Raw genomic sequence first — 13,514 nt, forward strand, 5'->3', positions numbered from 1 at the left:
TAGCTTTTAGGCTTCAACCCATTTGCCATCCTGATATACCAGACTCCATTTGGTCTGCTTGCCTTCAGGGGTTTCAGAGCCAATATATTGCGCCTGATTTTTACGGCTGAATTTCACCAGAGTCGGGTTGCCTTCTGGGTCTACATCGGGTGCTTGCAAAATGAATTGATATTTTGGATCAAGCTGGTCAGCAACCGTACGCAGTTCCGCCACCTTCGGTGCACGGGTTTCACGCACTTTCGGGAACTTGCTGGCCGCCAGGAATAGACCGGCAGCGCCATCACGCAGGACAAAGAAGTCATCGTGCTTGGTCGAGCGTAAATGTTCCATCTTGATGGGGTCGACACGCGGCGGCGCAGGCTGACCGTTTTTCAAGACTTTACGGGTATTGTCACAGCTGGTGCAGGCAAAATACGGACCAAAACGGCCAGTTTTCAGCTGCATTTCGCCATCACATTTATCGCATGGAATGGTCGGGCCATCATAGCCTTTAATCTTGAACTCGCCTTCTTCCAGCTCAAAACCGGCACAGTCCGGGTTATTACCGCAAATATGCAATTTACGGCCACCATCAATCACGTAGCTATCCATGGCAGTTTCACAGATCGGGCAGCGTTTTTTCGACATCAGGTCGGCGGTTTCAGCACTGTCATCATCTGACAGGGCCGCCAGAGATTCAACTGGCGTTAAATTCAAAGTGCCTTTACAGCGTTCTTTTGGCGGCAGGTTATAACCGGAACAGCCCAGGAATACCCCGGTGGTACCGGTACGAATCTGCATTGGACGTTCGCATTCCGGACAATGCACGGCATCCACTTCCACCGGCAGATTACGGCGCATGCCCTGTTCGCCCTGTGCATTGGTCAAACGGGTTTTAAAATCGCCATAGAAGCTGTCGAGCAGATCTTTCCAGTTGCGTTCACCATCGGCCACTTTATCCAGCTGACCTTCTAAGTCCGCGGTAAAGTCGTAGTTCATCAGGTTGTTAAAGCTTTCATCCAAACGGTCGGTGACAATCTCACCCATCTTTTCCGCAAACAGACGACGGTTTTCCAGCTTGACATAACCACGGTCCTGAATGGTGGAAATAATCGCCGCATAGGTCGATGGACGGCCAATGCCACGTTTTTCCAGTTCTTTCACCAGCGAGGCTTCGGTAAAACGTGCCGGCGGCTTGGTAAAGTGTTGTGATGGGTCCAGCTTTTGCAGTTTCAGCACTTCGCCGACTTTCACTGCAGGCAGCAATACATCATCATCAGACTTGTTCTGACCACGCACTTTGGTAAAACCATCAAAGACCAGGGTACGGCCTTTGGCTTTCAGTTCTACCCCGTTAGCATTGACCAGAATGGTCGATGATAAATACTCGGCCGGAGTCATCTGACAGGCCACAAACTGACGCCAGATTAAATCGTATAAACGCTGGGCATCACGCTCGACACCGGCCAGGCTGTCGCCTTTCAGACCAACATTGGATGGACGAATCGCTTCGTGAGCCTCTTGCGCGCCGGCTTTGTTGCCGTAACGGTTTGGCTTGGCCGGTAAATATTTCTGGCCGTACTCAGATTCAATATGCGTACGCACCATATTCACGGCGTCATCACTCAGGAACGTCGAGTCGGTACGCATATAGGTAATAAAACCGGCTTCATACAGACGCTGTGCCAGCATCATGGTTTTCTTGACCGAGAAACCTAAGCGGGTACTGGCCGCCTGTTGCAGCGTTGAGGTGATATACGGCGCACTCGGATTCACCTTGGTCGGCTTGTCTTCACGTGCAGCCACCGTATAGTCTGCATCTTTAATCAGGTTCAGCAAGGCATCGGTTTCAGCCTTGTTACGCAGCTTTAGGGTCTTGCCATTTTGCTTGACTGCTTCCAGACGAATATCATCTTGTGCAGATTTGGTATCGGCAAATACCTGCCAGTATTCTTCCGGAATGAAGGCACGAATTTCACGTTCACGCTCTACCACCAGTTTGACGGCTACTGACTGGACACGACCGGCTGACAGACCACGGGCAATTTTTTCCCACAGCAATGGCGAAATCATAAAGCCAACCACACGGTCCAGGAAACGGCGCGCCTGCTGCGCATTGACTTTATTGGTGTCTAGACGTGCCGGATGCTTAAAGGCTTCCTGAATGGCATTTTTGGTAATTTCGTTAAATACCACACGCTGATAACGCGCATCATCACCGCCAATGACTTCTTTTAAATGCCAGGCAATGGCTTCCCCTTCACGGTCCAAATCCGTTGCCAGATAGACTTCATCGACCTGCGATGCCAGTTTTTTCAATTCAGCAACAACATTTTCCTTGCCCGGTAGCACTTCATACTGGGCTTTCCAGCCATGCTCCGGGTCTACCCCCATGCGGTTGACCAAGGCCTGCTGAGCTTTTTCTGCTTTTTGTGCTTCGGTCAGTTTGGCACGTGTGGTGGTTTTCTTTTCTGTACTTTTACTGGCGCCTGTAGGCAAATCACGCACGTGACCGACCGACGACTTTACAATGTAATTCGAACCGAGGTATTTGTTGATTGTTTTCGCTTTTGCAGGCGACTCCACAATCACCAAGGCACGTTTAGCGCCATCGGCAGATTTTGCTGTAGTGCTTTTCGATGTGGAGCGAGGAGCGTTCGCCATAGTTAACCGTAGTTCCTGTGAAAATGTTTTAAATTAAAGTTCAGCCAAAGAATGTAAATATGCCTTGATGTCATCCAGTTGGGTGGCTTTCAGGTCAGCTTCTTCATCCCAATAGAGTCCTACACAGTTTGCCTGCATATCAATAGCATAAATGCCCTTTAATGCAACGGGTGTATGATTAAATTTTTCCTCACCATGCACCAGCTCAAGCTTCTGATCGACCACCCGGGCGCGCATTAACGGCAGGCGAGCCTCTGGAATCAATACGCTATAATAGGCCACCATACTGGCACGGCTTTCTGTGGCCATCGGAATTTTGGTCCAGTCCGGCGCAGCCACCAGACGCGGATGCAGGCCCATCTTGCGGGCTTTTTCACGCATCAGGCCGAGGGCTTTTTCTCTTGGACTGACACGCAAACCAAAAATCGAGCCCAGCACAAAAATGATGATGGCCAGTGCCACCCAAATTCCAGTATTTTCCATAGCTCAACCTTTATGTTCTTTTATTAGAGTTGCATAAGCGCCATATAAAACGCAAGTTTGCACGATAAAATTAATTCAGGAACATTTCGTGGCTATAGACCACTTCATGCCCGTTCCAGTAGATATAGCCTTTTTCCAGCAGTTCCTTGAGCAATAACCGCACGTCGGACTGGGGAAACATCTGTTCTAACAGGTCACGCAAGGCATAAATATCTTTGGGTTTATCGGCTTTCAGTTCGCGCAGTTTACGCGCCACTTCCAGCTGTACCGGATCAATCTGGTCAAAGTTTTTAAACAGCGGCTGCTGCGCACTTTGAATCGGCACGGCGACAGAGTCCTGTTCAATAACAGGAGCAGCTCCGCTTTCTGTCGACTGTAACTGTTTTAAGGCCTGATCCAGACTGCTGGCCACCGGTGTTTTTTCAGCAGAGGCATTTAAATCCAGCTGAATCCACTGTTTCAGCACCTTCTTGCGAAAGGCAATTTGCTCATCATAACGCTTGATAATTTTCAGATTAATTAACAAACCGACCAGACGCTGGGCTTTTTCCGGCACCACCTGCAAAATATTGCTGATGGAGTTTTTCAGCTTCTCGACCGTATTCGGTTTACCGCTCATTTTTGCCAGAGCATCACAGTATTTTTTGACCAGTTGCAAATACGGTTTTTGCTGGATGGTGGCAATACTCGGCAAGCTGTATTTTGGCGTATGAAGTGGCTGCGCCGCATCTTCTGGCTGAATCAAAATCAGATGGGCACTGATATTCGAGGCCTGTAGCATCTGCACCAGAATATCGCTGCTGTCCTGGGCCGAAATAATTTCGACATGGCTATCTGGCTCAAGTAATGCCATTAACTGCCCGACCACCACGGCATATTCAAACTCTTTATGCGGTGCTTCTGGGGTGTCCAGTACCACCACCTGAGCGCTGTTCATCCAGCTGGCCAGTTCAGTCAGGTCATCCAGCGCGTACTCAAAGCGTCCGGCACAGTTAAACAGGTAGAGTGTCGAATAATGCTGCAGAATATCGCGCAGCAGTTGTGCCGTAGGCATATTCTGTTCAAGATCTAAAAGTACAACTTTCTGGGTCATGACAAAAAATAAAGGATCTGAGAGCCGAAAGTGGGCATTAGAGCCGGAAGTGAGATAAAGGTCAAATTTTTTTATTGCGGCGCTGTGATCGCTGCCTCAAAAGCGACTGGAGCTAAACCGCCCCACTAGCCCCCGCTTTATATAGATACCTCAACATAAAACCCGCATTCAGGCTGCGGGTGTATTCATAGATTGTGCGGGATGCTCTAGCAATTGACAGATTAATAATGCGGCGGAATATTGGTCAGCGGATCGAAGGGAGCAATGCCTTCTGACAGGTCAGCCGACTCAACCCGTTGATAAAGCAGCTGCATTTGTTTCTTGAGGTCGGCAATTTCCAGATTCTGTTTAGTCACCTGCTCATTCAGCTGTTCAACTAAATCATCTAAAAATGCAATTCGGACTTGCAAATCTTCAATGGGTGCGGAAAATGACGCCTGATCATTTAGATTTTGTTGTTTAGTCATTTTAAATCCTCATTTGAGATTTTTCAGGAAACACTATGGCCTATATTACCCTAAGGGATGTCCAACTCGCGTTTGGTGGACCCGCCCTGCTCGACGGCGCGAACTTTACTCTTGAACGTGGCGAACGAGTGTGTTTGATCGGCCGTAATGGTGAAGGTAAGTCTACCTTACTTAAACTGATTGAAGGAAGCTTACTGCCCGATGCCGGTGAAGTCTCGATTCAAAATGGCTTAACCGTGTCCATGCTCACCCAGGATGTCCCGATGGATTCGGGCAAGGTTGCCGATATTGTCGCCGATGGTGCCGGTGAAGCAGCAGAGGTCCTGCGTGCCTATCATGCCGCCAATGATGCCTGCGTACTGGGCGATATGGCCGCCTGCGAGCGCATGGGTGAACTGCAACACAAACTGGATCAGCTTGATGGCTGGGCACTGGAAAACAAGGTCAACTCTATTTTAAGCAAAATGGGGCTGGACCCGAATGCCGATCTGGCAGATCTTTCCGGTGGCCGTAAACGCCGCGTGCTGCTGGCCCGTGCCCTGCTGACCCAACCGGACATCCTGTTACTGGATGAGCCGACTAACCATTTAGATGTTGAAAGTATCGAATGGCTGGAAAAATTCCTGCTCGATCAGAACAACCTGACCTTATTGTTTATTTCGCACGACCGGACCTTTGTCGACAGTCTGGCAACCCGTATTGTCGAACTGGATCGCGGGATTCTGCGCAGTTATGAAGGCAACTATTCACGCTATCTGGATCTCAAAGCCCAGCAGCTGGAAGCAGAAGAAAAACAGAATGCCCTGTTTGAGAAAAAACTGGCCGAAGAAGAAGCCTGGATCCGTCAGGGTATTAAAGCGCGTCGTACCCGCAACGAAGGTCGTGTTCGTGCCCTGAAAGCCTTACGCGAAGAATCCAAAGCGCGTCGCTTCCAGCAAGGCAAAGTCAACATGGGCGTACAGGAAGCTGCGCGTTCAGGCAAACTGGTCTTTGATATTGAGCATCTGGGCGTCAGCTATGATGGCAAGCCGCTAATCAAAGACTTCTCGGCCATTGTCATGCGTGGCGACCGGATTGGTCTGGTCGGAGATAACGGGGTCGGTAAAACCACCCTGATTAAAGCCATTTTGGATGAAGTAGAACACAGCGGTACCGTTAAAATCGGCACCCAGCTGGAAATTGCCTATTTTGATCAGCTGCGTAACCAGCTCGATTTGGAAAAATCGGTCAAGGACAACGTTTCTGAAGGTTCCGACTTTGTTGATGTCAATGGACAGCGCCGTCATATCTACAGCTATCTGCAAGACTTCCTGTTTAACCCGGAACGTGCGCGTACCCCAGTCAAAGCCTTGTCCGGCGGTGAACGTAACCGCGTGCTACTGGCCAAACTCTTGCTGAAACCATCCAATTTAATTGTGATGGATGAGCCGACCAACGATCTGGATATGGTCACGCTGGAACTACTGGAAGAAATGCTGGCTGAATACAAAGGCACCTTGCTGCTGATTTCGCATGACCGTGCCTTTATGGACAACGTGGTCACCTCGACCTGGGTGTTTGATGGCAAAGGCCATATTGAAGAATATGTCGGCGGCTATCAGGACTATTTACAGCAGCGTCCGGATCAAACCGTGGTTGACCAGAAAATGGCGGTGAAAAAGGCCCAGGCCAAGGCAGAAGCAGCAAAAGTAGAAGCTGCTCCGGCGCCTGTGAAAAAGAAACTCAGCTATAAAGATCAGCGTGAACTGGACCAACTGCCGGCTGAAATTGAAGCGCTGGAAACAGAACAGGCTGCACTGTCAGAAAAACTGGCTGATGGTTCCTGGTTTGTATCCGATGCCGAAGCTGCAACCCAGGCTTCGCAGCGTCTGGCAGAAATTGAAGAAATCCTGCTGGAAAAACTGGAACGCTGGGATGAGCTGGAAAATATGAGCAAAGGCGGTTAATTCAACCGTTCCGCAGCATCTGCCGGACAGCGGCAGATGCTTTTTATCTTCAAAATCGTTCATGCTACACTGCATTTAACCTTCATTTTAAAACGTCACTATGCCGCAACCGCAAGATTATCAACCTGGTGAATTTCAATGGTCCTTTCTGCTACCGAAATACTGGAGCATCTGGATCGGTATTATCTTCCTGATGATTTTGGCAATCTTGCCGTGGGCCATTCAGTACCGTTTAGGCCAGTGGCTGGGCCAGCTGGCGTTTCGCTATCTGCATTCACGCCGTAAAACCACTGTCCGCAATCTGGAGCTTTGCTTTCCGGAATGGTCTGCGCAAGAGGTGCAGGACAACGCGCGCCAGGTTTTTGTTGACCAGATGATTGGCGTATTTGAAACCCTAAATGCCTGGTATAGCCCGAAATGGTTCCAGGGCCGGGTCAGTATTGAAGGTCTGGAATATATTCAGCAGGCGCAAGCGGAAGGCAAAGGCGTCTTGTTGCTGGGCACCCACTCGACCCTGCTTGATGCCGGTGGCTATTTATGTGCCCAGTATTTTGAACCCGATGTGGTCTATCGTCCGCAGAACAATCCGCTGTTAGATATGCTGATTTACCGCTGCCGGGCCACCATTTATGCCCATCAGATTGACCATGATGATATGCGTGGTCTGGTACGTAACCTGAAAAATGGCCATGCCATCTGGTACAGTCCGGATCAGGATTTTGGCCTGAAACAAGGTGTAATGGCGCCATTCTTTGGCGTGCCGGCAGCCACCGTGACTGCGCATCGTCGTTTACTGAAAATGACCAAAGCCGCCGCAATTCCGCTGTATTTCTACCGCCATGGCGATCTTAAAAATCCGAAATACCATGTCTTGATTGAACCACCGGTTGAGCGTTTACCAAGTGAAGATGAAGTCGATGACGCGACGCGTGTTAATTTGATTATTGAACGTCAGCTGCGCATCGCGCCGACTCAATATATGTGGTTCCATCGCCGTTTTAAGACCCGTCCACAAGGCTATGAGCAGCTGTATTAAGCCAATCTTTCTACAAGCCAAATACCATATACTGATTAAAATACCAGGACACGACAGCCCATAAAGTTAAACCCGAGTTCTGCATCCTGCAAAACTCGGGCTTATGAGGTTGTGCTTTCAAAACTTTTTTGTTGTTATCTCTGGCTTTCCATTCCTGCATCATCTCCATGATGACAATCCACCGGCTTCAACTTCCTTAACGGGACTCTCCTTTCCCAACTCCATCTGCCGATATGCTTAGAATACGCAGCTTGCTCGGTTTCAGCTATTGGCCATCGGCCTAAATCTGTGTAAGCCATTTCTTACACTTTTCCTCAAATTTCATGGCGTCTTGCTGCCCTGCTTATAATCCTGAGCCAAATCATCGGTCACGATTTTTTCTTCCCGCTCGGCTTTTTCAATACCCTCCTGAATCGCCTCCTGCGCTTCTTCTTCATCGGGTTCAGTCTGTTCCAGCTCTTCCTGAATGTGCTCAAACACCCGACCGGTCTGTAACACCACATAGACCGGAAAATGATCTGAGCCCATATGTGGCAAACGCTTCATCTCCACCAAGGCAAAATCGGTACTGTGAAACACATGGTCCAGCGACCAGCGCAATAAGGGATAATCTGCATGGAAAGTATTGACATAATGCCGGCCGACGCGCGGGTCCAGCAGGCCACTGATGCGCTGAAACAGACGTGTGGTGCGGGACCAGGCCACATCATTCAGGTCGCCCATCACAATACAGCTTTCATCCAGATCTTTAATCTGATCGCCGACAATTAATAGCTCGGCATCACGCAGGGTCGAATCTTTGGCTTCAGTCGGACTCGGCGGTTTCGGATGCAGACAGTACAGCTGCACCGGCTGGCCTGAACGCAGGATCACTGTGGTATGAATTGACGGAATTTCATCGCTAAGGATAAATTTCACTTCAGTCTCTTTTAAGGGCAGGCGGCTATAGAGATGCATGCCATATAAATTGTCCAGCGGCACCGGCACGCGATAAGGATAATCCGGTTCAATCACCGCCAGCTGCTGCTGCCAGACCGTATCGGTTTCCAGCGTCAGTACCAAATCGGGCTGGTATTTCCGGATTTCAGCAATGAGCAGATGATATTTCTGGTTGGTGGTCAATACATTGGAAACCATTAACGAAATTTGCTGATCGGGATTTAACTGCTCCGGCTTGACCTTTTTGACCTGCTTTTTCCAGATAAAGGTATAAGGCAGCACCATTTTCAGTTGGTACGCCAGGGCGGCAATCAGGCCGGTTAAAATCACATAGCGCAGCGTATCCCAGGCCGCATCCCACAGCAGCATCAGCACAAAGGCCACAATCCCCAGCATCAGAACCTGCAATCTGGGAAAATCGGCACCTCGAAACCACCATTCATCGCGCGGAATCAGCGACCAGAAGCTGATCCAGATGACGAAAATGGCCAGCATTTCCACCCAAATCATATGCACCTACTTAGAAAGTTCATTTTTCTCGTTTTTTTTAAATAGAAATCTAACGTTATCAATTTTGTATGTAACACAAACAAGTTATTTCACTCAATAATAATGATGTTTTGATTATGTAGAGCTTGCAGTTGTGTCCCCTTTTGATACACTCATACTCCTTTTTGTTTTTTTACGCACCGAGGCAAAGTGACATGAAAGTAGGTCTGGTCGGTTGGCGCGGGATGGTAGGTTCCGTCCTTATGCAACGTATGGTTGAAGAGAATGATTTTGCTCATTTTGAGCCATTTTATTTCTCTACCAGTAATGCCGGTGGTGAAGCACCAGCGTTTGGCGGTAAAACTGCCCCAGCACTTATGGATGCAACGGACATTAACAGTCTGAAGCAAATGGATGTCATTATTACCTGTCAAGGTGGCGACTATACCTCAGACGTGTTCCCGAAACTGAAAGCCGAAGGCTGGAACGGTTACTGGATTGATGCAGCATCTACCCTGCGTATGGATGATGAGGCAATTATCGTACTTGATCCGGTGAACATGAACGTGATTAAAGACGGTCTGGTGAAAGGCACCAAAACATTTGTGGGCGGTAACTGTACGGTTTCACTCATGTTGATGGGCTTAGGCGGTCTGTTCCAGAACAATCTGGTGGAATGGGCAACCTCGATGACTTATCAGGCTGCTTCTGGTGCAGGCGCGCAAAACATGCGTGAACTGATCACCGGTATGGGCTACCTGTATAACAACACCAAAGAACTGCTAGATGACCCACGTTCTCCAATTCTGGACATCGACTCTAAAATTGCTGAACTGCAACGTGGCGAAGGTTTCCCGTCAGCCAACTTTGGTGTACCGCTTGCTGGCTCTTTAATTCCATATATCGACAAACAGCTGGAAAATGGCCAGTCGAAAGAAGAATGGAAAGGTCAGTCTGAAACCAACAAGATTTTAGGCAACCAGCAAATCGTACCAATTGATGGTCACTGTGTCCGTATTGGTGCCATGCGTTGTCACTCTCAGGCCCTTACCCTGAAACTGCGTAAAGATGTACCTCTGGATGAAATCGAAGATATCATCGCCAGCGCCAATGACTGGTCGAAAGTGGTACCAAATACCCGTGAAGCCTCTATGACAGATTTAACCCCTGTTGCAGTAACCGGTACCTTAACTGTTCCTGTGGGCCGTTTACGCAAGCTGAACATGGGTAAAGAATACCTGGGCGCGTTCACCGTCGGTGACCAGTTGCTTTGGGGTGCGGCAGAACCATTACGCCGTATGCTACGCATCTTAATTGACTATAAAAACGCGTAAGCCTTTTAAGCAAAAGTAAATTACCAAAAGCCGATCTGAAAAGATCGGCTTTTTATGTAACTAGCCTGTAAATATTTTACAATCGACTTACAACTCGCTAATCTATTCTTTTCGCTATGCGATAAATGACCGAGCTAACGATTAAGATGACCGTATATAACAAATTAAAGATCGCGATTTTAGCTATTCTTGCCTCACAACATATTCATGCGATTAATGTCGATCCTGTTCAGATTCAGTCAGCACCTGGGGAATTGCTGTATGCTGAAATGAACTTCCGTCAGTCCAATGTCAATGCGCCGATTGAAGTCAGTCTGGCCTCGGCAGAAGACTTGATGGCCATTGGTGCCAGCCATCGTCCACCGGGTCATTTAAATTTCTTTACCCGACGTGATGGTGCCGGCAACGGGGTGATTACCATTACCTCTTCTCGGCCACTGACCGATACCGAACTGAATATTGTGGTCAAAATTCGTGAAGGCTCGGCCACGCGTTTACAGCATATTAAAACCTCACTAAAACGCAGTACCCTGGCAGAACAACGCGCGCAGTTGCAACCGAAAGAGCAGCCACTAACACCGGTCATGGTCGTGAATGAACGGGACATTGCCTTAAACTTGCCGACCAGTACCGCCTATACCACAGCCACGGCATCTGCCAGCACCACGCGCAGTGTAGAAGCACCCCTAGCGATTCAAGCCAGCCCGCCACCGGCTTTAAGTCCATCAACTACAGCAGCTGTCAGCGCAGCAGCACAGCCGGCTGCAAGCCCTGTGTCAGCGGTTACGCCATCAACTCCGGCGACATCAGCTCAACCGGCCTCTACACATAACGCGGGCAACACAGCTGCCGTAAATACATCTGCCTCGGTTTCAGCAGATCCACTGGTCAAGAAATATGCCGAGCAGTTAAAAGCGCAGCAACAGCAAGCACCGGCAAAGCCGGCACCGGTTACAGCACCCAAAGCACCTGCTCCATCTGCGCCAGCATCAACCACAGCACGGCATGTGGTGCAATCCAATGAATCGCTATGGGCCATTGCCTCACGTATCGCCGCAGAGAACCAGCAGCCGGTCGGCGAAGTGATGCAGCAGATTAAAGCCCACAATGAACATGCCTTTATTCAGGGCGATGCCAACCGTTTACGCCGCGGTGCAACCTTGAATTTACAGGCCGTCAGCAGCGGGCAAAAAGCCGCGAAAAAGACCGTGCCAATCCCGGCAACCCAGCCTTCACGCCAGTCTGGCAAGGCCAAATACCGGATCAGTCAGGCCGAAATGAGTCTGGTGGCAGAAAATCAGCAAGATTCTGCCCAAGGTTCTGCCAAAAAGAACACACAAAGCGCGCAAACCTCAGAAGAGTTGTCACTAAAAGTTATGACAGCGCGTGAGAAAACCGTTAAATTACAGAGAAACGTAACACAGTTAGAATTGGCATTAAGTCAGAAGGATCAAAGAATTCAATTACTCAATGCGCGTCTTGCTGAATTGCAACAACAGTTGAAAAAGCAACAAGCCGAAAATAAGCCAAAACTCTAACGTATTACTCAACATGATTTTTTTCAGGAGAGATGGTTTATCCCTCTCTGCCTAAGGGGTAGCAACATGCTGATTTATGTGATTCCATTTATTTTGTTACTGGTCATCGCGCTGGTGTTAAAAAAGCGTGAAGCCAATAAAGAATCCGAACCAGCAGCAAAAAAACCGGCTGCAGCCAGTAAAACCAAGGCCAAGAAAAGCACCACTACGAAGAAAACTACGGTCAAAACTGCCATAGTGGCCGAGCCTGTTGCCGAACCACAAGGAAGCACACCACTTCCGGCAGATTTACGCCAGACCATTGAGACCCAGATTCGTGACCGTAACTTTTTCTCGGCCGAAGCGCAGATTAATCAGGCGCTGAAACGTGACCCGTCGTTGCATGAACTGTATCTGCTGTTACTGGACGTGCATCTGACCCAAAAAGATGAATTTGCCACCCGCCAATTGCTGGATCATCTGAAGAATCTGGGATTGGAAGATATTCTGGCTCAGGCTGAAGCTAAAATCGAAGCACAGAAAGCTTCTCAAACCAAAGCAGAAACACCGGCCTCTGCAGCGCCAACTACTGCAGCATTTTCTGAAACACCAGTTAGCGCAAAAACACAACCCCCTGCGGATTTTGATGCACTGATTCAATCCAGCAGTTCAAGCACAGCCAGCACGTCATTTGACCAGTTACAACAGTCACTCAAAACCGAAACGCCAGTCGCAAAAACCGAAAGCGCTCCGGTACCAGATCTGGAATTTACCCCAAGTACCTCGGCTGCGCCTGTTAACACCCCTGCGCCAGCAAAAGCAGAAGAAGTTCAACCTCTTGAATTTAATCTGTCTTTTGACTCGGCTGCCGGCACACAAGCAGCTACACCGATCGAACCGGCTCCAGCAGCAGCGCAGGAACCTCAGGCATTAGATTTCTCGTTTGAGCTGGAACCAACACCAACCCAAGCTGCACCGGTAACACCGGTTGAGCCAGTGACTCCGGCTGCACAAGAACCTCAGGCACTGGATTTCTCGTTTGAGCTGGAAAAGACTGCAACTGAAGCCACACCTGCGACCACACCAGCTGTCACCACCCCACCTGCGGAAGAAAAATCAGAATTTAGTTTTGATTTCTCGATCAGTCCTACACCGGTGGCTGAACAGCCGGTAGAACCTGCGGTTACCGCACCAACAGACACTGCACCGCTGTTCCAGTTTGACCTAGATAGCGCACCAACCATTGAAGCGACACCAGCAACGCCTGAAGCACCAATGGTTGAAGAACCCGCTATGGCTGCCGTGGCGGCAACCGCGGTTGATCCGCATGATCCGCTGATTCAGTCCTTCCCTGAACTGGCCGAAGTCAATGAAATCCAGCTGAATCTGGAGCTAGCTCAGCAATATATTGAGCTGGGTGCCTATGATGCGGCCCGTGCCCTGCTGGCAGAAAAAGAAGCAAACTATTCTGCAGCACAGCAGCAACACGCCACGCAGTTACTCAATCAAATAGCTTCTTAAAGTAAATCTCACTAAGATAAAGCAGTCATCCTTGGCTGCTTTTTTT

At 49.1% G+C, this 13,514-nt stretch carries 10 protein-coding genes; 5 read left to right on the forward strand and 5 right to left on the reverse strand.

From position 1 onward, the window contains the following. Positions 1 to 6: 6 nt before the first annotated feature. From topA to FTU50_RS02990, 4 genes are all read right to left on the reverse strand, one after another. On the reverse strand, positions 7 to 2,643 hold the full coding sequence (topA, locus tag FTU50_RS02975; protein ID WP_005182090.1) for a type I DNA topoisomerase: 2,637 nt from the start codon (positions 2,641 to 2,643) through the stop codon (positions 7 to 9). Between the two features lie 33 nt (positions 2,644 to 2,676). Beyond that, positions 2,677 to 3,126, reverse strand: a complete 450-nt coding sequence (locus FTU50_RS02980; protein WP_180046316.1) for an ammonium transporter — start codon at positions 3,124 to 3,126, stop codon at positions 2,677 to 2,679. A 70-nt stretch (positions 3,127 to 3,196) separates the two neighbouring features. Further along, on the reverse strand, positions 3,197 to 4,219 hold the full coding sequence (locus tag FTU50_RS02985; RefSeq protein WP_180046318.1) for a hypothetical protein: 1,023 nt from the start codon (positions 4,217 to 4,219) through the stop codon (positions 3,197 to 3,199). Positions 4,220 to 4,440: 221 nt separating this feature from the next. Continuing rightward, the gene (locus FTU50_RS02990; RefSeq protein WP_005182087.1) at positions 4,441 to 4,686 is read right to left on the reverse strand and encodes a SlyX family protein; all 246 of its coding nucleotides are present in this window, start codon (positions 4,684 to 4,686) and stop codon (positions 4,441 to 4,443) included. Positions 4,687 to 4,721: 35 nt separating this feature from the next. Here FTU50_RS02990 and FTU50_RS02995 point away from each other — a divergent pair, with 35 nt between their 5' ends. Together FTU50_RS02995 and lpxL are read left to right on the forward strand one after the other, a co-directional pair. Beyond that, the gene (locus FTU50_RS02995) at positions 4,722 to 6,632 is read left to right on the forward strand and encodes an ATP-binding cassette domain-containing protein (RefSeq protein ID WP_104487702.1); all 1,911 of its coding nucleotides are present in this window, start codon (positions 4,722 to 4,724) and stop codon (positions 6,630 to 6,632) included. Positions 6,633 to 6,732: 100 nt separating this feature from the next. After that, on the forward strand, positions 6,733 to 7,668 hold the full coding sequence (gene lpxL / locus FTU50_RS03000) for an LpxL/LpxP family Kdo(2)-lipid IV(A) lauroyl/palmitoleoyl acyltransferase (protein WP_016659582.1): 936 nt from the start codon (positions 6,733 to 6,735) through the stop codon (positions 7,666 to 7,668). Positions 7,669 to 7,989: 321 nt separating this feature from the next. On the opposite strand, the gene FTU50_RS03005 is transcribed toward lpxL, so the two are convergent. Continuing rightward, positions 7,990 to 9,117 carry an endonuclease/exonuclease/phosphatase family protein gene (locus tag FTU50_RS03005; protein ID WP_180046320.1) on the reverse strand — a complete coding sequence of 376 codons (1,128 nt, stop codon included), beginning with the start codon at positions 9,115 to 9,117 and terminating at the stop codon, positions 7,990 to 7,992. 194 nt (positions 9,118 to 9,311) lie between these two features. On the opposite strand from FTU50_RS03005, the gene asd reads away from it, so the two are divergent. The 3 genes from asd to FTU50_RS03020 all read left to right on the forward strand — a co-directional run bounded on the left by asd (position 9,312) and on the right by FTU50_RS03020 (position 13,468). Then, on the forward strand, positions 9,312 to 10,430 hold the full coding sequence (gene asd, locus FTU50_RS03010; protein WP_005182074.1) for an aspartate-semialdehyde dehydrogenase: 1,119 nt from the start codon (positions 9,312 to 9,314) through the stop codon (positions 10,428 to 10,430). 125 nt (positions 10,431 to 10,555) lie between these two features. Further along, positions 10,556 to 11,968: a hypothetical protein gene (locus FTU50_RS03015; protein ID WP_180046322.1), complete on the forward strand. Its 1,413-nt coding sequence runs from the start codon at positions 10,556 to 10,558 to the stop codon at positions 11,966 to 11,968. Between the two features lie 66 nt (positions 11,969 to 12,034). After that, positions 12,035 to 13,468 (forward strand): fimbrial protein FimV, encoded by a 1,434-nt coding sequence (locus tag FTU50_RS03020; RefSeq protein ID WP_180046324.1) that lies wholly within the window; start codon positions 12,035 to 12,037, stop codon positions 13,466 to 13,468. Positions 13,469 to 13,514 lie beyond the last annotated feature (46 nt).

The sequence above is a fragment of the Acinetobacter sp. YH12112 genome (assembly GCF_013418945.1).
Taxonomy (GTDB): domain Bacteria; phylum Pseudomonadota; class Gammaproteobacteria; order Pseudomonadales; family Moraxellaceae; genus Acinetobacter; species Acinetobacter indicus.